Source organism: Armatimonadota bacterium (assembly GCA_031081585.1).
GTDB classification, from domain to species: domain Bacteria; phylum Sysuimicrobiota; class Sysuimicrobiia; order Sysuimicrobiales; family Humicultoraceae; genus Geohabitans; species Geohabitans tengchongensis.
Genome location: JAVHLY010000001.1, coordinates 1 through 21,295 on the forward strand (window position 1 = coordinate 1; position 21,295 = coordinate 21,295).

Sequence of the window (21,295 nt, forward strand, 5' to 3'; positions counted from 1 at the left end):
GCCCACCCCACGAGCAGCCCGCCGCCGTAGGCGTTCCCCGCCCCCGTGACGTCGACCACCGGTCCCAGGGCGACGGCCGGCACGTGCACTGGGGCGGCGTCCCCCCGCGCCTGCACGAGCGACCCCGCGCGTCCCAGGCGGACCGCCGCCAGGGCGGCGCCGGCCTCCAGGAAGGCGGTGAGCCACGCCTCGGGCGGCTGCGGGCCGAGCAGCGTGCGGCACTCCTCGCCGTTGGGGCAGACGATGTCCACCCGGCGCAGGAGCGCCAGCACGGTGCGGCGGTGCTCCGGCACCATGTGCCAGGGTGCGGGCTCCCAGCAGACGGCGGCGCGGCGGGCCCGCATGGCGGTGAGGAGCGCGTCCACGTGATCGAGCTGGGCGGTGTGCAGGTGGAAGCCGCGCGCGTCCACGAAGGGGGCGAGCTGGTCGGGGGTCGGCAGGAAGGCGGGGAACTCGTCCCGGGGCGAGCGGAAGATCTCCGTGCGGTGCTCGTCCGCGTCGTAGAGCTGCCAGGCTCTCGGCGTGGCGCGGTCGAGGCGGCGGATGGCGTGCAGGTTCAGGCCCAGCGCCTCCAGCGCGGCCCAGTGCTCCGGGGGGAAGTCCCGGCCAATGCTGCCGACCAGCGCGACGTCGGGGCCCCACAGGCACATCCCGGCCGCGGCGTGCGTGGCGCCGCCGCCCAGCACGCCCTCGAAGAGCCGCCCGTCCGCCGCCCGGATGTCGTCCACGATGATCGAGCCGACGGCGACGAACACGCTACCCTCCCGGGGTGCCGTCTCCGGCGCGCAGCGTCCGCGATGCCCGGGCGGGCGACGAGGCGGCGCCGATCGGGCCCGCGCGGGGGAGCCGCAGGAAGATCAGGCAGCTCACCCCCGCGGCGAGCGCGCTGGCGGCGAAGACGGTTGACGCCCCTCCCCATCCGTACACCGCCCCGGCCAGTGCCGTGCCGATACCCGGCCCGAGGCCCATCAGCGCGGCGCCGTACAGCGCCTGTCCGGTCGTGGCCCAGCCCGGGGGCGTCAGGGTGCGCACCAGCACCACGCCGGCCACTTCCAGCCCCGCGATGGTCACGCTGTGGAGGAGTTGCAGCGGGAGGATGGGCCACGGGGACGCCAGGAGCGCGTAGAGCGTCCAGCGGATGGGCAGGGCCAGGAACCCGGTGCCCACCATGGCGGACAGCCCGAAGCGTTCGATGAGGCGGTGCATGCCGGCCATGAGCGGCACCTCGCCGAGGGCCGCGACGGCAAAGGCGGCCCCGACGGTCCAGGCCGGACTGCCCAGGTCGCGGAGGAAGACGGCGAGGAAGGTGTTGTTCACGCCCAGGCCGGCGCCGGCCAGCACGGCGGCGGCACAGAGTCGCCACAGGCGCGGGTCGGCGGCGCCGCGCAGGGCCAGGCGCGGCGCGGTGAGCCGGCCGGGGGGCGCAGGCAGGGCGAGGGAGAGCGCCGCGGCGGCGAGCATGACGACGGCATGGACCGGCAGCACGTGCTGGGGATGGCTGCGCACCACGGTCGCCCCCAGCGCGAAGACCGCCAGGGCGAACCCCAGAGAGCCCCACAGGCGGATCCGTCCATACACGGCTTCCTGGGCCCTCAGGTGGGCGAGCGCCATGGCGACGGCGATCGGCAGCACGGCCGCCCGACAGGCAGCGAACGCCACCGTGGCGGCGAGCAGCGTGGCGGAGGTCGAGGCGGTCCACAGGGCGAGGGAGGCCGCCGCGGTGCCCAGGCAGGCCGAGGTGAGGAGCGCCCGGGGCCGCTCGGTGAGGTCGGCGAGCAGGCCCCACAGCGGCTGGGCGACGACCTGGACCACCGGCAGCAGGCCGAGCAGCCAGCCGGTCGCAGCGGGGGTGAGGCCGCGGTCGAGGAGGGCCACGGCGATGAAGGTGATCGCGGCGATCCCCGTGTAGACGGTGGCGAAGAAGGCCCAGAAGGCGGCGGACGACGCCCGCATCGAGCGCACTGTTCCACCGGAGGTGCAGAGGTTCCTGGACGCCGTGGGGTGGGAGCGGTCATGAGGGCGACGCAGCGCTCCGGGTCGCGCCCGGTGGACGTGGTGGCGGTCGGCGCCGCCGCGGTGGACCTGGTGATCCGCACGCCCCGCCTGCCCCGGTTCGACGAGAAGGTGACCGGGGCGCTGGTGGGATGGTTGCCGGGCGGGACGATGGCCAACGTCGCCTGCGCCCTCAGCCGGCTGGGCGGACGGGCCGTCTGGGTCGGGACGGTGGGCGCGGACCGCGGCGGCCGGCTCCTCCTGGAGGACTTCCGCCGCCACCGGGTCGACGCGCGCCTGGCCGTCGTCGATCGGCGTCAAGCGACGAACATGACGGTGATCTTCCTCCCCTCCCCCCATGAGGGATCACCCGATGCAGGATCATCGCGCCCGTCCCGCGGCTCGGCGCCGGCACAGGCCCGGTCCGGCGCCGTGGCCCCCGTGTCCGGGGCCGAGCGGGCCATCGTGGTGCTCTCCACCGCCCGCGACCGCCTGCCGCCCCCGGATCGGTGGCGCCGTCTGCTGGCGCGCGCGCAGTTCGTATACCTCTCCCCGCACGACGCGGCACTCGCTCGGCGCGTGGTCGCCACGGCGCGGCAGCAGGGGTGCGCGGTGGCGCTGGAGGTGGAGCCCACTGCCGCCCGCGCCCTTCCGGCCATCGACCCGTTGCTGTCCCGCGCGGACCTCCTGGTGTGCAACCGCGGCGGTCTGGCCCTGCTCGTCGGGTGCCGCCTCCGCAGCCGGCGCGATGCGGCGGCGGAGGCGGCGCACCTGCGCGCGCGGGGCCCGGCCCTGGTGGCGGTGACCCTGGGGGCGGAGGGGGCGCTGCTGGCCACCGCGGAGGGTGTCCTCGTCCAGGCAGGCTTCGCCGTCCCGGCCGTGGACACCACCGGCGCAGGTGACTGCTTCGGTGCCGCCCTGCTGCTGGCGCTGGCGCGACGGTGGCCGCCCGCACGGGCCCTGACGTTCGCCACCGCCGCCGGCGCCCTGGCCACGACGGGCGTCGGCCCGCGCGGCCACCTGCCGACGCGCGGCGAGGTCCGCCGGCTGGCCGAACGCGGCGCCCCGCCGCGCCTGATCCCCGTGGGATTCGGGCCGCGGCGTCGACCATGACCCGCGATCCGGCCCGACCGTACCGCACCCACCCGCCCGCAGCGCCGGTGCCGCTGGCGGCGCGACCGGCCCGGCGGCTCGTCCTGCGCGGAGGGCGCGTCGTCGATCCGGCGACGGGCCGCGACGGCGTCGCCGACGTGGCCATGGTGGCGGGGCGCGTCGCGGCGGTGGCCTCCGACATCCCCCTGGAGCGCGACGACCGGGTCGTGGACGCCGAAGGCCTGCTCGTGCTCCCCGGGCTAGTGGACCTGCACTGCCACCTGCACGACCTCTTCGACGTCTCCACCCGGCCGATCGAGGAGGCCGTGGTCCACGGCACCGTGCTGGCCCTCTCTCCCGGGGCCGGCAACACTTTCATGGCGCCGGCGCTGCTCGGGGCGGAGGTGGACCGCGGCCTGCCGCTCCACGTGGGGTGCTACCTGGGCATACCCGCCGTGCTGGGGACGCGGGCGCGTGTCGGCGACCTGGTGGCCTACTTCCGCGGAGAGCTCCCGGCCGACGCGCAGAGCGCCCTCATCACCCGAAATCCCCTGACGAATGCGCTGGGCCGCCTGGCCGTCGGGCTGAAAGACCACATGGGCCACGCCATCCTCACCGACGAGGCGCTGGAGGCGGCGTTCACCGTGGCTGCCGGCGCCGGGCTCGTCCTCATGTCCCACTGCCAGGATCCGGAGCACGCCGAGCGCGTGGTGGCCGTCGCCAGTGGCCGGCCCGTGCTCCTCACTCACGCCACTGCGGCCGGGGGAGGCACCCACGGCGAGGCCCGGGAGAGCCTGGCCCGCGTGCTGGCTCTGGCGGCTCGCCCCGGCGTGGCGCTGGACTTCACCACGGCCCACCTGCGGGCGGGCGGCGGCCTGCGCGACGGCCTCCTCATCGATGAAGGGGCGCGACGCGTGGCCCTGGAGGCGCTCGCCCGGGGCGAGGTGGCTATCCTGACCTCCGACGGCCCGTGCAATGCCACGATGAAAGGGTTCGGAGACAGCTCTGCCAACATTCCGTGCCTGCTCGATCTGGTCGCTGAGGGCGTCCTCTCCCTCCCGCAGGCGGTGGCGACCATGACCGCCAACCCGGCCGCGCTACTGGCGCGCCTGACGGGGCAGACGTGGTGGGTCGAGGAGCTGGGGCACCTGGGCGTGGGGGCGCGGGCCAACGCGGTCCTGGTCCACCCGCGCGAACGCCACGCGGTGATGACGGTCGTCGAGGGCACGGTGGCGGCCTTCGAGGGGCGGGTGGTGCGCAGCGCCGCCGGCGTGGGCGGGTGGGCCGCCCGCACCGGCCTCCTCCCGCGCCTGGGGGTGGGCGACCTGCCGATCTTTCGCCGGATGCCGGTCCAGTGAGATGCCTGCGGGCGCGATGAGGGACTTACATGCGTGAGGTCAACATCGCTGGTCTGCTGCGCGACGGGTGCGACCTGCTCATTCGCGACGTGACGGTCGTGGACCCGGGACCACCGGGCTCTGTCAGAGACGCGCTCCGCATCCTGCCCCGCCACGACGTGGCCGTGCGCGGCCGCCACATCGCGGCCGGTCTCCCGACCGGTGCGGTCCCCCCCTGCCGCGGCCCGGCAGGTCGTCGACCCGCCGGCTGGATCGGCGCTCCTGCCCGGGCTGGTGAACGCCCACGCCCACATGACCATGGTGCTCCTCAGGGGCGCCGCCGAGGACGTGCCCGTGGAGGCATGGTTCAACGAGCACATCTGGCCGATGGAGAGCGCGCTCACCCCGGACGACGTGGCCTGGGGTGCCCGTCTGGCCGCGATCGAGCTGCTGGAGGGCGGCGTCACCACCGTGGCCGACCACTATTTCGCCATGGACCGCATTGCCGAGGTGGTCGCCGAGAGCGGGCTGCGGGCGCACCTGGCCTGGACGATGTTCGGGCGGGACGTTCGGGCGGGACCCGGTGGGGGAGCTCCGGCAGAGCGAGGAGTTCGCACAGCGCTGGCAGGGCGGGGCCGCAGGGCGCATCGCCGTCTGGCTGGGACCGCACGCGCCCTACACCTGCCCGCCCCCGTTCCTGCGACAGGTGCCCAGTGCGGCACGGCGGCTGGGGCTTGGCTGCCACATCCACGTGGCGGAGACGCCGGACCAGGTGGCGCGGAGCCTCCAGGAGCACGGCATGAGCCCGGTGCGCCTGCTCGAGGCGGTGGGCCTGATGGAGGGTCCCCTCCTCTGCGCCCACGCCGTCCACGTCACCGACGAGGAGATCGGGCTCCTGGCCCGCACGGAGAGCGGCTGTGGCCCACTGTCCCAAGACCTTCCTCAAGCTGGCCGCGGGGATCGCGCCGGTCGTCAGGATGCGCCGCGCCGGAGTGACGGTGGCGCTCGGCAGCGACGGTGCCGCCAGCAACAACACGCTCGACCTCCTGGAACAGATGCGCCTGGCCGTGCTCCTCCAGAAGCACCAAGGGGAGGACGCCACCGCACTGCCGGTGGCGGAGGCCCTGGCGCTGGTCTACGCCACCCGAGCCTCGGACGTCCACACGGTCGTCGTGGACGGGCGCGTCGTGGTGGAGGACGGACGCATCCGCACGCTGGACCGGGAGGACGTCCTGCGCCAGGTCGAGACCCGCGCGCAGCGGCTGGCCCGGCGGGAGGGGCGCCGCCCGCACCAGACCTACCAGGCCTGAACGGCCGGAGCGGCGACCCACCGCACGAGCCGATGAGTCGGGAAGAGCGGGAGGGCATCATGGAGCGATTGATCATCGACACGGACACCGCCTCGGACGACGCGGTGGCGCTGCTGATGGCCCTGCGCTGGCCGCAGGTCCACGTGGAGGCCATCACCGTGGTGGCCGGCAACGTGCCGCTGGAGATGGGCAGCCGCAACGCCCGGTACACCGTGGAGCTGTGCGACCGCGAGACGCCGGTCTACGAGGGCGCCGCCCGCCCCCTGCTGCGGGAGCCGTCGTGGGCCTTCTTCTTCCACGGCACCGACGGCCTGGGGGACGTGGGCTACCCGCCCCCGACGCGCCCTCCCGCGCCGGGGCACGCGGTCGACGCCCTCATCCGCCTGATCCGCGCCGCCCCCGGCGCCTACACCCTGGTGACGCTGGGCCCGCTGACCAACATCGCTCTGGCGCTGCGCCAAGCTCCCGACCTGGCCGCTGCGGTCCGCCAGTGCGTCGTCATGGGCGGAGCGGCCTGCACCGTGGGGAACATCACGCCCGCCGCCGAGTACAATATCTGGGTCGACCCCGAGGCGGCCCGGATTGTCTTCCACTCGGGGATGCCCATCCTGATGGTGGGATGGGAACACTGCCGGGGCGCCGCCGCCCTGGACGACGCGGACATGGCGCGCCTCCGCGCCATCGCCACCCCTTATGCCGCCTTCGCGCTCGACTGCAACCGAACCGCCCTGCGGGCCAGTCGGGAGTGGCTGGGCGAGCCCGGGCTGACCCTGCCCGACCCGGTGACGATGGCCATCGTCCTCGACCCGGCCGTCTGCACGGCGCGCAGCCGTCACTACGTGGACGTGGAGACCCAGAGCGAGCTGACCCGGGGGATGACCGTCGTGGACCGCCTTGGAGTCACCCGTCGCCCGCCGAACGTGGAAGTCTGCTGGGCGATCGACCCCCAGCGCTGGAAGGCCGTGCTGGAGGCGGCGCTGCGCTGAGGTCCTCGTCCGAGATCTTCCGGCGACGCCCCAGCGGTCCGGCTGGGGGTCTCGTGCGGGCATGGGAATTTTTCTTGTGCCCCCCGTACAAGGGGCAACGGATGCCGATGCTATAATTGGCTGTCAATCGAGACTCCTGCCCTCGCCGCCCCGGAGGGGTTCGGCAGGGCCTCACGGCGCCCGGGCGCCGGAGTCCAGAGGAGGGATGGCATGCGGCAGTATGAGCTGATCGGGATCGTGCGTCCCGACCTCGAGCCCGACGCCGTCCAGGCCGTGGTGGAGCGCATCGGCCGACGGGTCGCCGAGGCCGGCGGCACCGTGGACGTCGTCGACGTCTGGGGGAAGCGGCGGCTGGCCTACGCCATCGGCCGGTACCGGGAAGGGATCTACTTCCTGCTCCGGTTCACGGTGCCGAAGGAGGCCGTACCCGAGCTGAAGCGCCTGACGCGCATTATGGACGAGGTGATGCGCGCCCTGATCGTCGTGGCGCAGGGACCGCTGCCGGCGCCGAAGGCTGCGCCCGAGCGGGGCACTGAGCCGGTGCGGGCCGGCGAACCGGGACGGGCCGGCGCCGACCGGGGGACCGAACCTAGCCGGGCGGCCAAGACGGCGGAGCCCGCTGGAGAGGCGGTCCGGCCTCCGGCATGAGTGGAGCGCCGTCAGCACGGCGCGAGGGGGGAGGACCATGTTGAACCGCATCATCCTGATCGGCCGGCTGACGCGCGACCCCGAGCTGCGCTACGTGCCGAGCGGCCAGCCGGTGGCGTCGTTCACCCTGGCGGTGGACCGCCCGTTCACCAACCAGGCCGGCGAGCGGGAGACCGACTTCATCGACGTGGTGGCCTGGCGCAAGCTGGCCGACCAGGTGGCGCAGCACCTGACCAAAGGCCGGCTGGTCGCGGTCGAAGGGCGGCTGCAGATCCGCAGCTACGAGACCCAGGAGGGGCAGAAGCGCAAGGTGGCCGAGGTGGTGGCCGACGCGGTACGCTTCCTCGACCGGAAGGCGGCGCCGGTAGCAGCCGGGGCCGTCGCCGCTGCCGAGGAGGGGGAGGAGTTTGGGGGGGCCGACGACGTGCCCTTCTAGCCGCCCTCAGAGGTGAACCAGGGAGGAGCATCGATTCATGGCTGAACGTGAGGAGCGGGCGCGGAAGCCCTGGCGCGGCCGGCGCCCGCGGCGAAAGGTGTGCGCCTTCTGTGCGGAGAGGGCGACCTTCATCGACTACAAGGACGCCGGAAAGCTCCGCCGCTATGTGACGGAGCGGGGGAAGATCGTGCCCCGACGGGTCTCGGGTACCTGCGCCCGGCACCAGCGGGCGCTGGCGGTGGCCATCAAGCGGGCCAGGGAGCTGGCGATGTTGCCCTACACCAGCGAATAGGGGCGATGGGCGGAACCGTCCTAGGGCGCTGGTCAAGTATTCGAACAAAAGTTCGTATATCTGGGCGCAGAGAGCCTGGCCGAGTGTTCGGATAGCCGGGCTCCCAGGGGCGGGCTACCATGAGGAGGCGGGGGATGACCCCCGCCTCCCGTGCGTTGACCCGAGGGCCATGTCCAGGATCCGCAGTGAAGCGAGCGTCTCCGTCAGGGGGGCTTCCACTCCCGCCAGGGGGACGTCCACCCGCGGCCTGACCGAGGGGGCCATCCAGGCGGCGCTGGTGACCGTCCTCGCGCTGGGTGCGCGGTACGTCCCGCTGCTCGCGGTCGTCACGACCTTCCTCATCCCGCTGCCGCTGGCCGTGCTGGTCATCCGCCACGGGATCCGCCCCGCCGTGCTGGCCGCCGTCGTGGCGGGCCTCATCGCCGGGGCGCTCGCGGGCCCGCTGACCGGGTTCGGGATCCTCGCCACGGTGGCGCCATTGGGCATCGTGCTCGGGCTGGGCGCGCGTGCCGGCCGCTCGGCGCCGGCGCTCCTCGGGATGCTCACGCTGGTCTCCGTGGCCGCCCTCCTCCTCAACCTGGTGCTGACCCTGGCGCTGGCCGACGTCAACCCCTACCAGGTCATGATCGAGTCGATGCGGCGAGGACAGGAGGCGAGCGAGGCCTTCTACCGCCGCCTGGGCATCCCACCGGAACAGCTCGAGGCCACCAGCCGGCAGGTCAGGCAGGTCCTGGCGCTGATGCCCCGCCTCATCCCCGTGCTGATCGTGCTCGGTGGGGTGATGAGCGCCTGGATCAACTACCAGGTGGCCCGGGCCGTCCTGGGCCGGCTGGGCTACACCTTGCCGGCACTGCCGCCGGCCTCCACCTGGCGCCTCCCGGCCTATGTGCTGTGGCTCCTCCCGGCGGGCCTCCTCTTGACGGCCACCGCCGGCCCGGTGCGGCCCCCGGAGGGCGAGACGGCTCCGCCGATGGCGATCCCAGCCGTGGTGGGGCTCAACATCCTCTACGGGGTGCAGATGGCCTTCGCCGTCCAGGGCATCCTGGTGGCCTGGGTGGCCCTGCGGCGGTACATCCTCCTGCCGTTCCTGCGGGTGGTGATCCTGCTCTTCGTGGTGCTGAACCCCGTGCTGGGGGTCGTCGTCACCCTGGCCGGCATGGCGGACTCGGTCTTCCGCCTGCGGGAGCGGCTCGACCCGAGCCTGGCCCGCAGCACACCGGCTGCGGGCGCGGAGGTCCGGTCGTGAACCGCGCGGGCCTGATGCGAGGCGAGGTTTGGCCGTGAAGGTGATCCTGCTGCGCGAAGTCCCGTCCCTGGGGGCGGCGGGGGCGCTCGTCGAGGTCAAGGAGGGCTACGCCCGCAACTACCTCTTCCCGCGCGGGCTGGCGCGCGAGGCCACCGAGGGGGCCATCCGGGCACAGGAGCAGGCGGCGCGCGCGGCGCAGGAGCGCCGAGCCCGCGAGGCCCGGGAAGCGGACGCCCTGGCCCGGGCCCTGGAGGCGCTCGTCCTGGAGGTGCCGGCCAAGGCGGGCGCGGAGGGGCGGCTCTTCGGCGCCGTCACCGCGCAGCAGATCGCGCAGGCCCTGGCGGCCCGCGGACACGCGGTGGACCGGCGGCAGGTCGTCCTCCCCCATCCGGTCAAGACCCTGGGGATCCACCACGTGGAGGTGCGCCTCCCGCACGGGCGCACGGTCACCCTGACCGTGAACGTCGTCCCGCTCGGACGGTGATGGCGTCATGCCCCGTCGATTTGCCCGTCGCCAGACCCTGCCGCAGAAGCTCCGCGGCACCGAACACCTGAAGCGCCAGGTCCAGGCCCTCTACGGGGTGCTCGCCAGCGTCTACGGCCAGGAGGCCCTGGCCGCCCGCGCCGCCGAGACCCAGAGCGACGCGCTGATGCGCAGCCCCCGCCTGCGCGACCGCATCCTGGCGCTGCAGCGGCTGGTGGGCCACGACGGGCAGACACCCCCGGCGGACGAGGCCGACCTCTCGGCGGCGCTGGAGGCGGTGGAGGATCGGGTAGCCGACCTCATCGCCCGCAAGAACCTCACCGCCGAGCTGGAGCGGCGGGTACAGGAGCGACTGGAGGAGCAGCGGCAGGCGCTCATCCGCGAGTTGCGGCTGGAGCTGCTGCGGGAGGCGGAGGGGGTCGAGACGCCGCTCACCGAGCGGAAGCTCCAGGACCTCGAGCGCCTCGACCGGATCAGCCTGGCCCGCTCGGTCCTCGAGCAGCTGCGGCCGCGCACGCTCGGCCAGGTGGTCGGCCAGGAGCGGGCCATCCGGGCGCTGCTGAGCAAGCTGGCGGTCCCCTTCCCCCAGCACGTCATCCTCTACGGTCCGCCGGGGGTGGGCAAGACGACGGTGGCGCGGCTGGTGCTGGAGGCGGCGAAGCGGATGCGCACCACCCCCTTCGGTCCCGACGCCCCCTTCGTCGAGGTGGACGGCTCCGCGCTGCGCTGGGACGGCCGGGACGCCACCGACCCGCTGCTGGGGGCCGTGCACGACCCCATCTACCTGGGCGGGCGGCGCGACCTGGCCGAGAGCGGCATCCCCGAGCCCAAGCTCGGCCTGGTCACCAAGGCCCACGGGGGCGTGCTCTTCATCGACGAGATCGGCGAGCTCGACCCGATCCTGCAGGCGAAGCTGCTCAAGGTGCTGGAGGACAAACGAGTCTTCTTCGAGTCAGCGTACTACGACCCCTCCGACCCCCACCTGCCGCAGTACGTGCGCCGCCTCTTCGAGCGCGGGGCCCCCGCGGACTTCATCCTCATCGGGGCCACCACCCGCGAGCCGGACGAGATCAGCCCGATGATCCGCTCGCGCTGCGCCGAGATCTTCTTCGACCCGCTCTCGCCGGAGCACATCCGGCGCATCGTGCGCCAGGCGGCGCGGCGGCTGGGCGTGGAGATCGCGCGTCAGATCCCCGACCTGATCAGCGAGTACACGGTGGAGGGGCGCAAGGCGGTGAACCTGCTGGCGGATGCCTACGGCATGGCCCTCCACCGCCGGGGCGGCCGCGGGCGCGTGCGCATCACCCGGGAGGACCTCCTGGAGGTGGTGCGGACGAGCCGGCTGGCCCTCTCCGCCCCGGTGCGCGGGCAGGAGCGCACCGAGGTGGGGCGGGCCTTCGCGCTGGGGGTGGTGCACTACGTCGGCTCGATCATCGAGATCGAGGCCAGCGCCTTCCCCGCCGCACGCAAGGGCCAGGGGACGATCCGCTTCAACGAGACCGCGGGGACGATGGCCAAGGACGCCGTCTTCAACGCCGCCTCGGTGCTGCGCCGCATGGCCAACATCGACATCGCCCACTACGACCTGCACGTGAACGTCGTGGGCGGCGGCCTCATCGACGGCCCCAGTGCCGGGCTGGCCATGCTGGTGGCGATGATGAGCGCCATCCAGCAGCGGCCGCTGCGCCAGGACGTGGCCATGACCGGCGAGGTGAGCATCCAGGGGAAGGTCCGGCAGGTGGGGGCCATCCCGGAGAAACTCTACGGGGCCCGCCAGGCCGGCATGCGCAAGGTCCTCATCCCGGCCGAGAACGCCCAGGACGTCGGGCAGCCCCCGCGCGGGCTCGAGGTGGTGCCGGTGGCCACGGCCGCCGACGCCCTCCCGCACGTCTTCGCGAAGTAGTTGTCCCCAGCCGTCCACAGGTTGTCCACCGGGTTATCCCCTCAACACCCCCCTGAAATCCCGTAGTTGTCCCCAGAGATTCCCTCATCATCCACAAGGGAATCCCCAGGGCCAGGAGGCAATCCCCTAGCCCGGAGTACTCCCCTCGCCGCAGGCAGAAGGAGGACCCCGTAAAAGCGCGAACATGTGTTCGATTACAGGGACGAGACAACCCGGAGGCCGTCCTCGATGCGCGTCATGCCGCTGGAGCGCATTCCCCCCCAGAGCCTCGAGGCCGAGCAGAGCGTGCTCGGCTCAATGCTCCTGGAGCGGGATGCCATTGCCAAGGTCGTGGAGATGCTGCGGGGGGAGGACTTCTACCGCGACGCCCACCGCCGGATCTTCGAGGCGATCACCGACCTCTTCGAGCGGGGAGAGCCGGTGGACCTGATCACCGTCACCGATCGCCTGCGCGCGCGGGGGCAGCTGGAGGACGTGGGCGGCGCCGCCTACCTGACCGCGCTGCTCGACGCCGTGCCGACGGCGGCCAACGTCGAGTACTACGCCCGCATCGTCCTGCAGAAGGCGCTGCTGCGCCAGCTCATCCACGCCGGCACCGAGATCGTCGGGCTGGGCTACCGCGAGGAGCAGGACGTCGAGGTCCTGGTCGACCAGGCCGAGAAGCTCGTCTTCGCCATCGCCAACCGGCGCATGCAGGTCGACTTCGTCCCCATCCGGGACGTCCTGCGGGAGTCCTTCGACCGCATCGACCGCCGCTACCAGGACAAGGGGACGGTTACCGGGGTCCCCACCGGGTTCACCGACCTCGACCGGCTCACCGCCGGGTTGCAACCCGCCGACCTGGTGATCGTGGCCGCCCGGCCCGGCATGGGCAAGTGTTTGAAGTACGATGCCGAGGTCGTCGACCCGTCCACCGGCGCGCTGCGCACCATCCAGGAGATCGTGGGGGCGCGCCAGGCTTCGCTCCTCACCCTCGACGACACCATGCACCTCACCGCCGCCGCCCCCGGCGCCTTCGTCGACGACGGGATCAAGCCGGTCTTCCGCGTCACGACGGGCAGCGGGCGGATGGTGGAGACCACCCTCACCCACCCCTTCCTCACCCCGCACGGCTGGCGCGCCCTCCACGACCTCGTCCCCGGCACGCTCATCGCCGTCCCGCGGCGCCTGCCGGTCTCCGGCACCCTCGACCTGCCGGCCTATGAGGTCTGCCTGCTGGCCTACCTGACCAGCGGCCGGCTGCCGCTCTCCCCCAGGCTGGCCACCGACTTCACCGACGCCCTGGCAGCGGGAGAGGCCCTGCTGGCCCGGCCGGCGCCCCTGCCCGTCCCGCCGGTGCCCCCGCCCGCCGCCGTTGGGCCGGACCCGACGGCGGGGGCGCCGCGGGACGGTGGCGCTCGCGAGCAGGAGGAGGGTCCCGGGCGCCGGCCGGGGGTGGGGTCCAGGCGCGGCGCGGCCGCCATCGCCGGCGGCGCGGATGCTGCGGCGGTGGTGGAGGTGCTCTACGCGCGCTACCCGACGCTCCGCGGCGAGGCGGGGCAGCGGGCCGTCCCGCCGGAGGTCTTCCTCCTGCGCCGGGAGAAGCTCGCCCTCTTCCTCAACCGCCTGCTGGCGTCGGCCGGCACGGTGACGGTCGAGGGGGAGGCGGTGAGCCTCACCGCCGTCCTCCCCTCCGTGCGCGCGGCCCGGCAGGTCCAGCACCTGCTGCTGCGCTTCGGCGTGCCCGCCGCGGTGAGCGGCACGGAGGTGCGGGTGGGGCCGGCGGCGATGCCGGTGCTCCTGCGCGAGGTGGGGCTCCTGGGGCAGGAGCGGCTGCGCCGCTGGGCCCGGAACCAGCAGCGGGCCCTGCTGGACGACGTCGACGTGATGTGGGATCCCATCGTGGCCATCGAGGAAGTGGGCTCCTTCCAGGTGTACGACCTCACCGTCCCCGGTACCCACAACTTCGTGGCCAACGACGTCTGCGTCCACAACACCACCTTCTGCCTGAACGTGGCGGTGGAGGCGGCGGAGCGCGCCGGGCCGGTGGCCATCTTCAGCCTGGAGACCAGCACCGAGCAGCTGGTGCAGCGGCTGCTCTGCGCCACGGCCCGCGTCGACGGCTCGAAGCTGCGCACGGGGTTCCTGTCGGAGGCGGACTTCCAGCGGATCGGGCGGGCCATCGCCGAACTGGACGACCTGCCGATCTTCATCGACGACAGCCCCGGGATCACGGCCATCGAGATGCGCGCCAAGGCCCGCAAGCTCATGGCCGAGCACGGCCTCAGCCTGGTGATCATCGACTACCTGCAGATGATCCAGTCCTACCGGCGCACGGAGAACCGCACCCAGGAGATGTCGGAGATCGCCCGCGCCACGAAGTCGCTGGCCAAGGAGCTGAACGTCCCGGTCATCGGCATCTCCCAGCTCTCCCGGGCGGTGGAGATGAGCGCGGACAAGCGCCCCCAGCTCTCCCACCTGCGGGAGACGGGGGAACTGGAACAGGTGGCGGACCTCGTCCTCTTCATCTACCGGGAGGACTACTACAACGAGCACACCGACCGGAAGAACATTGCCGAGATCCGGGTGGAGAAGCACCGCAACGGCCCCACCGGCAAGGTGGAGCTCTACTTCCAGAAGGAGTTCAACCGCTTCGAAGACCTGGCCCGTCGCCGGGGAGGGCCGCCGTGACGGCGGGGCCCGAGTCCGGACGATGGCCACCGGTCCCCCGGGGCGGCGGGCGCCGCGTCTCCGCCTGTTCCTCCTGCCCTGCGGCCCCCTCGCGCTGGTCCTCGCCTTGTCGCTCCCGCCATCCACCGCCGCCCCGGGGCCGCTGCCGCGCCGCGCGCTGTGGATCGAGGTCTCGGCCAACCTTTGGGCGCTGAGCACCGTCGAGGGGATCCGGGCCATCGTGGCCCGGGCGCAGGCGGCGGGGTTCGACACGCTCATCCCGGAAGCGAAGAACGCCTGGGGCTTCGTCCTCTACGACTCGGCTTTCGCCCCCCACATCCGCGCCTCGCACCTGCCGCGCGCGGGCTACCCGCCGCCGGCGACGTGGTACCCCGCCGACCACGACGCCCTGGCGGTGCTGGTCCGCGAGGCGCACGCCGCGGGGCTGCGGGTGCACGCGGCGGTGAACGCCTTCGGGGAGGGGCTGACCTGGACCGGGCAGGGGCCGGCGCTGGAACGCCCGGGGTGGCAAGCGGTGCACGTCCAGCCGGGGCCGGACGGCACCCGCTTCGTCCCCGCGGCGGAGGCGGGCGAGGCCATCGTCTTCGCCAACCCGGCCCACCCCGAGGTGCAGCTCTACGAGCTCGCCGTGATTTGGGAGGTCCTCAGCCGCTACCCGGTGGACGGGCTGGTGCTCGACCGGGCGCGCTACCCCGACCTCACCGCCGACTTCTCCGACCTCTCCAGAGAGCGCTTCGAGGCCGCCACCGGCCGTCCGGTGGCGCGCTGGCCCGACGAGGTGCTGACCTGGCAGGCGGGCCCCTCCACAGACCCGTCCGGATTCCGCCTCATCCCCGGCCCACGCTTTGCCGAGTGGGTGGCGTGGCGGGCGGGGGTCATCGCGGCGTTCGTCCGGGCGGCGCGGGCCCTGGCCAGGGCGCTGCGGCCGGACATCCCCGTGGGCTACTACGTGGGGGCCTGGTATCCGGAGGCCTACCGCACGGGACAGAACTGGGGGAGCGGCCCCGCGGCCCGTCCTACCGGCCGGACCGATTGGTGGAGTCCCGCCTGGGAGGCGGCCACCCTCCTGCCGCACCTCGACTACGTCCTGGCCGGGCTCTACTCTCGCCCCGTCTCCCCCTGGGAAGCGCGGCGGCAGGGGGGCGCCTGGTGGCGCTCGGTAACCGGCGGGGCCCGGCTGGCGCGGGCGGTCGCCGGCCTGGTGCCGGTGATCGGCAGCGTGTGGCTGGACCTCTACCGGGACGATCCCGCCGCGGGTGAGGCGGCGCTGCGGGCGGCGCTCCGCCACACCGCCGGGCTCATGGTCTTCGACCTCTCCGACGTCGAGGGGGGCGGATGGTGGGAGCGCCTGCGGGCGGTTGCAGGGATCGTGCCTGCAGGGCATCCTGAGGCGGGGCCGGCTGCGCCCTCCCCGGACGACCGTTGACGGTCCCCCGCACACTGGACAGGAGCAGAGTCATGCCTGAGGCCACATCTGCCGTCCAGCGCTTGCGCGAGCACCTGGCGCCGATCGTCGACATCCACGGGGCGCTGGCCATCCTGGGGTGGGACCAGCAGACCTGCATGCCGCCCGCGGCGGGTCGGACCCGGGCGGAGCAACGTGCCACGCTGGGGCGGCTGGCCCACGAGCTCTTCACCAGCGCGCAGACGCGCGAGCTACTGACCGCGGCGGAGCGCGAGGTCGACGGGCTCGACCCCGACAGCGACGAGGCGCGGCTGGTGCGGGTGGTCCGGCGCGACCTGGACCGGGCGCTGCGCCTGCCTGCGGAGTTCGTAGCGGAGCGTGCGCGAGCGGCGGCCCTCAGCGTGGAGGCGTGGCGCCGGGCCCGGCCGGCGAACGACTTCGCCGCGTTTGCGCCGTGGCTGGAGCAGATGGTCACCTACGCCCGGCGCACCGCCGACTACGTGGGCTACCAGGACCACCCGTACGACGCCCTCCTCGACTCCTACGAGCCGGGCATGACCGCCGCCGAGGTGCGCGCGCTCTTCCACCGGCTGCGCGAGGCCACAGTGCCCCTCGTGCGGGCCATCGACCGGCGCGGGGCCACGGTCGACGCCGCGTTCCTGCGGCGGGAGTACGACGAGGCACGTCAGGAGGCGTTCGGGCGGGAGGTGGCCGCCGCCTTCGGCTACGACTGGGATCGGGGCCGGCTGGACCGGGCCCCCCACCCCTTCGCCAGCGGCGCCGGGCGCGACGACGTGCGCATCACGGCCCGGTACCATCGCCGCTACCTGCCCACGGGGATCTTCAGCATCTTCCACGAGACCGGCCACGCCCTCTACGAGCAGGGGACCGACCCCACCCTGGCCCGCACCCCGCTCGCCCGCGGGGCCAGCCTGGGGATGCACGAGTCGCAGTCGCGGTTGTGGGAGAACCTGGTGGGGCGCAGCCGGGCCTTCTGGCGCCGCTACTTCCCCACCCTCCGGGAGCTCTTCCCGGAGGCGCTGCGGGACGTCGACGTGGAGACCTTCTATCGGGCGGTGAACCTGGTCGAGCCGGGCCTCATCCGCACCGAGGCGGACGAGGTCACCTACAACCTGCACATCATCCTGCGCTTCGACCTGGAGGTGGCGCTGCTGGAGGGCGCCGTGCGCACCGCGGAGCTGCCGGAGGCGTGGCGGGCCAAGATGCTCGAGTACCTGGGGCGCGCGCCGGCGACCGACGCCGACGGTGTCCTCCAGGACATCCACTGGGCGCAGGGTTCGATCGGCTACTTCCCCACCTACACCCTGGGGAACGTCATCTCCGCGCAGCTCTTCGCCGCCGCGCGCGCCGCGCTGCCCGACCTGGAGGCGCAGATCGAGCAGGGCGCGTTCGCCCCGCTGCTCGGCTGGCTGCGGGAGCACGTCCACCGTCACGGGCGCAAGTTCCTGCCGCGGGAACTCCTGGAGCGGGCCACCGGCCAGGCGGTCACCCTGGAGCCGTACCTGGAGTATCTCTGGAGCAAGTACGGCGACATCTACGGCGTGGCCCGCGTGCCCGAGCCCAGCGGTGCTCCCGCATGAGCGTCCGGCGCCGAGACCTCCGGCTCTCGCTCCCCTGGCAGCTCCTGGCCGGGCTGATGACCGCTGGCGCCGCGGGGTTTGGGGTGGGCGAACTCCGCGAGCTGGTCCCGTCGACAGGCCTCCTCTTCCTCTTCATGCCGCCCGTGGCCGCCGTGGCCTACGCGCTGGGCGTCTGGGCCGGTCTCGCGGCGGCCCTGACCTCGGCCGTGGCCGCCGCGGTGCTGGTCCTGCCGCCGGGCGGCGCCATCGCGGGGTCGGGGGCGCTCCCCCTGCTGGGGACCTACCTCGCCGTCACCGGGGCAAGCGCCGTCGTGGCCGCGCTCGCCCGACACATCGTGCGGCAGCGGTCGGGGCTGCTCGCCCTCGAGCAGGAGCGGCGCCGTCAGCAGAGCGCGCTGGTGGAGCTGAGCCAGCGCGCCCTGGTCGGTGGAGCACTGGACGGCCTCCTCCAGGCTGCGGCCGAGCTCCTGGCCCGGGCGCTGGACGTCCAGTACGTCGAGGTCCTGGAACGGCTCCCCGACGGCCAGGCTCTGCGCCGGCGGGCCGGCCTGGGGTGGCGCCCGGAGCTGGCGGGGGAGGTCACGGTGGACGCGGGGCCCGGGACCCAGGCCGGGTTCACCCTGCTCGCCGGTGACGCCGTGGTCGTCGAAGACTACGCTGGTGAGAGCCGCTTCGCCCCTGCGCCGCTCCTGCGGGCACACGGGGTGTGCAGCGGGATGAGCGTCCCCATTCCCGGGCTGGAGCGTCCCTTCGGCGTGCTCGGCGTCTACACCGCGCGCCCGCGCCGCTTCACCCTGGACGAGGTGCACGTACTGCGCAGCGCCGCCTACGTGCTCGCTGCTGCGGTCGACCGCGAGGCCGCCGCTCAGGCGCTCCGCCGCAGCGAGGAGTGGTTCCGGGACCTGGTGGAGAACGCCACCGACGCCGTCTACACCCACGACCTCACCGGCACGATCCTCTCGGTGAACGCCGCGGGGGCGCGCATGCTGGGCGCCCAACCGGAGGAGCTCGTCGCGCGCGACATCTTCGAGGTCGTGGCCCCCGAGCACCGCCAGCGGGCCCGCGAGATGCTGCAGCAGAAGCTGGCCGTGGGAGGGACGACACGCTACGAAGTCGACGTCCTGGCCCGCGACGGACGGCGCGTCACCCTGGAGGTGCACACGCGCCTCGTCACCGGGCCGGAGGGCGTCCTGGCGGTGGCGGGCATCGCCCGCGACATCGGAGAGCGCAAGCGCGCCGAGGAGGCGCTGCGCCGCCAGACCGAGCTGTACGAGGCGCTGCTGCGGGCCCTCGGGGAAGTGGGCGAGGGCTTCCTCATCCTGGAGGGCGAGCGCGTCGTCTACGCCAACGAGGCGTGTGTCCGACTCAGCGGGTATACCGTCGAGGAGCTCCTGGCCCTCCCGTCGGTCCTGTCCCTGGCCGCTCCCGACCAGCGATCGGTGCTGGAGGCGCGCCTGGCCCGGGCGCTGGCCGACCGGCCCACCGAGGACCACTACGAGACGGCCATCCTGCGGAAGGACGGCCGGCGCGTGGAGCTCGAGGTGGGGGTCCGGCGGCTGCGTGCGGGGAGCACCGTGCGCTTCATCGTGGTCGTGCGCGACGTCACGGACCGCAAGCAGGGCGAGGCGGCGCAGCGCTTCCTGGCCGACGCGTCGGGGTTGCTGGCCGGGTCGCTCAACTACCGCAAGACGCTGGCCCGTCTGGCGGACCTGGTCGTCCCGTACCTGGCTGACTGGTGCAGCGTCTACATCCTCGAGCCCGGCACGGAACGTCCCCAGCGCCTGGCGGTGGCCCACGCCGACTCCGCGCGGCGCGCCGTGGCGCAGCAGCTGCTCCACACCCGGATGGCGCCCAAGGCGCCGGTGGTGGAGGCGATCCAGCGCGGCGAACCGGTCCTCCTCCCCCACGCCACCGCAGAGGCGGTCGTCCAGGCGACGGCCGGCAGCGAAGAGGTCGCCCTCTTCCGGGCGCTCGGCACGCGTTCCCTTCTGACCGTCCCGCTGCGCGCCCGCGGCCGGACCTTCGGGGTCATCGCCTTCGTCTTCGGCGACTCGGGGCGCACCTACACCCCGGCGGAGCTGGCAGTGGCCCGGCAGCTGGCCGAGCGCGCCGCCGTGGCGGTGGACAACGCCCGGCTCTACCGGGAGGCGCGCCGGGCGGCCCGGCGGGAGCGCGAGACCCGGGTGGCGGTCGAGCAGGCCCGGGCGCGCCTGGCCTTCCTCGCCGAGGCGAGCAGTCTGCTGGCCACCTCGCTCGACTACGCCACGACCCTGCGCCGGCTGGCACGCCTGGTCGTGCCGCAGGTGGCCGACTGGTGCGTCGTCCACGCCCTCGAGGAGGACGGGACGGTGCGGCGCCTGGATGTCGCCCATCGCGACCCGCAGCGGGAGGAACGGGTGCGCAGCTTCCTGAGCCGCGATCCGGCCATCGCCCCTCCCGCCGCCTCGCCCCTCGCCAGGGTCATCGCCTCCGGCCGCACGGTGCTGGTGCCCGAGGTCACGGAGGAGTGGCTGCGCACCGTTGCCCCAAACGAGGCGGCCCTGCAGCTCGCCCGCGACCTGGACCTCCGCGCCGTCCTCGCCGTCCCCCTCATCGCCCGCGGCCGGGTGTTGGGCGCCATCACCCTGGCCATGGCGGAGTCGGGGAGGAGCTTTGCGGACGAGGACGTCGCGCTGGCCGAAGAGCTGGCCCGCCGGGCCGGCATCGCCGTCGACAACGCCCGCCTCTTCGAGCGCGAGCGCTTCATCGCCCGCACCCTGCAGCAGGCCTTCCTGCCGGCGGAGCTCCCCCAGGTGCCTGGCCTGTGGCTGCACGCCGCCTACCTGCCGGGGGGCACCGCCGCCGAGGTCGGCGGGGACTGGTACGACGCCTTCTGGCTGCCGAACGGCGGGCTGGCGCTCTCCATTGGCGACGTGACCGGACAGGGCGTCGAGGCCGCGGTGACGATGGGCCAGGTCCGCCAGGCCATCCGCGCGGCCGCCTGGGACGAGGAGCGTCCCTCCGCCGTCCTGGCCCGTGCCGCCCGCCTCCTCTCCCTGAGCAGCCCGGAGAGCATGGCCACCGTCCTGTTCGGAGTGCTCGACCCGGTGACCCGCACCCTGACCTACGCCTCGGCCGGCCACCCCGGGCCGGTGCTGGCGAGCGCCTCGGGTGTGCGCCTCCTCCCCGCCAGCGGGCTCCCGCTGGGGATCCGCCTGGGCGGGCGGTTCCGGGACCACCAGGTGGTGCTCGAGCCGGGAGACCTGCTCGTGGTCTACACCGACGGCCTCATCGAGCTGGACCGCAACGCGGTCGACGGCGAGCAGGCACTCCTCCGTGCGGCGGCGGCGGCGCGTGACGACCCGGCCGCCGACCGGGCCCGCCGCATCGTGACCCAGGTCCTCGGCGACCGCCGGCCGCCCGACGACATCGCGCTGGTGGCCCTCACCGTGGCGCAGGTCCCGCTCTCGCACTTCACCCTGACCCTGCCGGCCATCCCCGGCGCCGTCCCGCTGGTGCGCCAGGCGCTGAAGCAACTGGCCGAAGCGATCCGCCTCCCGCCGGAGCGCAGCGGGGCGCTGCAGATCGCCGTCGGCGAGGCGGTGAACAACGTCGTCGAGCACGCCTACGGCATCACCCCCGGCCCGCTGCGCGTCCAGGCGACGGTCGAGGCGGGAGCGCTGCATGTGGTCGTGGAAGACGAGGGGCGGTGGCGCCCGGCCCGCGCGGACGGGGGCGGCCGCGGCCTCGCCGTCATGCGGGCGCTGGTGGACCGGGCGGAGGTGGCACCGAGTGCGCAGGGGACGCGGGTGCACGTGGTGCTGGCGCTCGCCGGCGCCCCCACGCCGGCCCCCTAGCCGAGGTCGGTGTGGGGAGCGGGGCGGTGGCGGTGGGCGGTGTGCGAGGCGGGGGAG

General features: G+C 73.9%; 16 protein-coding genes. 14 read left to right on the forward strand and 2 right to left on the reverse strand.

Annotation, left to right across the window (positions count from 1 at the left end; all coding sequences use genetic code 11):
• Positions 1-755 (reverse strand): PfkB family carbohydrate kinase (locus RB146_00005; GenBank protein ID MDQ7827365.1); only part of this gene is annotated, 755 nt, incomplete at its 3' end.
• 1 nt (position 756) lies between these two features.
• Positions 757-1,953: an MFS transporter gene (locus tag RB146_00010; protein ID MDQ7827366.1), complete on the reverse strand. Its 1,197-nt coding sequence runs from the start codon at positions 1,951-1,953 to the stop codon at positions 757-759.
• 60 nt (positions 1,954-2,013) lie between these two features.
• Here RB146_00010 and RB146_00015 point away from each other — a divergent pair, with 60 nt between their 5' ends.
• The 14 genes from RB146_00015 (at position 2,014) to RB146_00080 (ending at position 21,238) form a co-directional block, all read left to right on the forward strand.
• Positions 2,014-3,105 (forward strand): PfkB family carbohydrate kinase, encoded by a 1,092-nt coding sequence (locus RB146_00015; GenBank protein ID MDQ7827367.1) that lies wholly within the window; start codon positions 2,014-2,016, stop codon positions 3,103-3,105.
• A complete protein-coding gene (locus RB146_00020; protein MDQ7827368.1) occupies positions 3,102-4,442 on the forward strand; it encodes an amidohydrolase family protein in 1,341 nt (446 codons plus the stop codon). The genes RB146_00015 and RB146_00020 overlap by 4 nt, the downstream gene beginning before the upstream one ends.
• Positions 4,443-5,338: 896 nt before the next feature.
• Positions 5,339-5,731: an amidohydrolase family protein gene (locus RB146_00025; protein ID MDQ7827369.1), complete on the forward strand. Its 393-nt coding sequence runs from the start codon at positions 5,339-5,341 to the stop codon at positions 5,729-5,731.
• Positions 5,732-5,790: 59 nt separating this feature from the next.
• On the forward strand, positions 5,791-6,717 hold the full coding sequence (locus tag RB146_00030) for a nucleoside hydrolase (protein ID MDQ7827370.1): 927 nt from the start codon (positions 5,791-5,793) through the stop codon (positions 6,715-6,717).
• Between the two features lie 210 nt (positions 6,718-6,927).
• Positions 6,928-7,365, forward strand: coding sequence for a 30S ribosomal protein S6 (gene rpsF / locus RB146_00035; GenBank protein ID MDQ7827371.1), 438 nt, complete (start codon positions 6,928-6,930; stop codon positions 7,363-7,365).
• A 37-nt stretch (positions 7,366-7,402) separates the two neighbouring features.
• On the forward strand, positions 7,403-7,801 hold the full coding sequence (ssb, locus tag RB146_00040) for a single-stranded DNA-binding protein (protein ID MDQ7827372.1): 399 nt from the start codon (positions 7,403-7,405) through the stop codon (positions 7,799-7,801).
• A gap of 37 nt (positions 7,802-7,838) precedes the next feature.
• Positions 7,839-8,093 (forward strand): 30S ribosomal protein S18, encoded by a 255-nt coding sequence (gene rpsR, locus RB146_00045; GenBank protein ID MDQ7827373.1) that lies wholly within the window; start codon positions 7,839-7,841, stop codon positions 8,091-8,093.
• A gap of 277 nt (positions 8,094-8,370) precedes the next feature.
• Complete coding sequence (locus RB146_00050; GenBank protein MDQ7827374.1) at positions 8,371-9,339, forward strand: YybS family protein; 969 nt, start codon at positions 8,371-8,373, stop codon at positions 9,337-9,339.
• A 34-nt stretch (positions 9,340-9,373) separates the two neighbouring features.
• The gene (gene rplI, locus RB146_00055) at positions 9,374-9,823 is read left to right on the forward strand and encodes a 50S ribosomal protein L9 (protein ID MDQ7827375.1); all 450 of its coding nucleotides are present in this window, start codon (positions 9,374-9,376) and stop codon (positions 9,821-9,823) included.
• 7 nt (positions 9,824-9,830) lie between these two features.
• Positions 9,831-11,726 carry a Lon family ATP-dependent protease gene (lonC, locus tag RB146_00060; protein MDQ7827376.1) on the forward strand — a complete coding sequence of 632 codons (1,896 nt, stop codon included), beginning with the start codon at positions 9,831-9,833 and terminating at the stop codon, positions 11,724-11,726.
• Between the two features lie 228 nt (positions 11,727-11,954).
• Positions 11,955-14,396, forward strand: a complete 2,442-nt coding sequence (gene dnaB, locus RB146_00065) for a replicative DNA helicase (GenBank protein MDQ7827377.1) — start codon at positions 11,955-11,957, stop codon at positions 14,394-14,396.
• A gap of 22 nt (positions 14,397-14,418) precedes the next feature.
• Positions 14,419-15,822 carry a family 10 glycosylhydrolase gene (locus tag RB146_00070; GenBank protein ID MDQ7827378.1) on the forward strand — a complete coding sequence of 468 codons (1,404 nt, stop codon included), beginning with the start codon at positions 14,419-14,421 and terminating at the stop codon, positions 15,820-15,822.
• A 32-nt stretch (positions 15,823-15,854) separates the two neighbouring features.
• Positions 15,855-17,402, forward strand: a complete 1,548-nt coding sequence (locus tag RB146_00075) for a carboxypeptidase M32 (GenBank protein ID MDQ7827379.1) — start codon at positions 15,855-15,857, stop codon at positions 17,400-17,402.
• A complete protein-coding gene (locus tag RB146_00080; GenBank protein MDQ7827380.1) occupies positions 17,399-21,238 on the forward strand; it encodes a PAS domain S-box protein in 3,840 nt (1,279 codons plus the stop codon). The genes RB146_00075 and RB146_00080 overlap by 4 nt, the downstream gene beginning before the upstream one ends.
• Positions 21,239-21,295 lie beyond the last annotated feature (57 nt).

What these genes read in the sequence shown, in the direction of transcription:
- RB146_00010 (MDQ7827366.1), bottom strand. Translation starts at nt 1,953, where the DNA reads ATGCGGGCGTCGTCCGCCGCCTTCTGGGCCTTCTTCGCCACCGTCTAC.
- RB146_00080 (MDQ7827380.1), top strand. Translation starts at nt 17,399, where the DNA reads ATGAGCGTCCGGCGCCGAGACCTCCGGCTCTCGCTCCCCTGGCAGCTC.
- lonC (MDQ7827376.1), top strand. Translation starts at nt 9,831, where the DNA reads ATGCCCCGTCGATTTGCCCGTCGCCAGACCCTGCCGCAGAAGCTCCGC.
- RB146_00020 (MDQ7827368.1), top strand. Translation starts at nt 3,102, where the DNA reads ATGACCCGCGATCCGGCCCGACCGTACCGCACCCACCCGCCCGCAGCG.
- RB146_00075 (MDQ7827379.1), top strand. Translation starts at nt 15,855, where the DNA reads ATGCCTGAGGCCACATCTGCCGTCCAGCGCTTGCGCGAGCACCTGGCG.
- rpsR (MDQ7827373.1), top strand. Translation starts at nt 7,839, where the DNA reads ATGGCTGAACGTGAGGAGCGGGCGCGGAAGCCCTGGCGCGGCCGGCGC.
- rpsF (MDQ7827371.1), top strand. Translation starts at nt 6,928, where the DNA reads ATGCGGCAGTATGAGCTGATCGGGATCGTGCGTCCCGACCTCGAGCCC.
- ssb (MDQ7827372.1), top strand. Translation starts at nt 7,403, where the DNA reads ATGTTGAACCGCATCATCCTGATCGGCCGGCTGACGCGCGACCCCGAG.
- dnaB (MDQ7827377.1), top strand. Translation starts at nt 11,955, where the DNA reads ATGCGCGTCATGCCGCTGGAGCGCATTCCCCCCCAGAGCCTCGAGGCC.
- RB146_00070 (MDQ7827378.1), top strand. Translation starts at nt 14,419, where the DNA reads ATGGCCACCGGTCCCCCGGGGCGGCGGGCGCCGCGTCTCCGCCTGTTC.
- RB146_00030 (MDQ7827370.1), top strand. Translation starts at nt 5,791, where the DNA reads ATGGAGCGATTGATCATCGACACGGACACCGCCTCGGACGACGCGGTG.
- RB146_00015 (MDQ7827367.1), top strand. Translation starts at nt 2,014, where the DNA reads ATGAGGGCGACGCAGCGCTCCGGGTCGCGCCCGGTGGACGTGGTGGCG.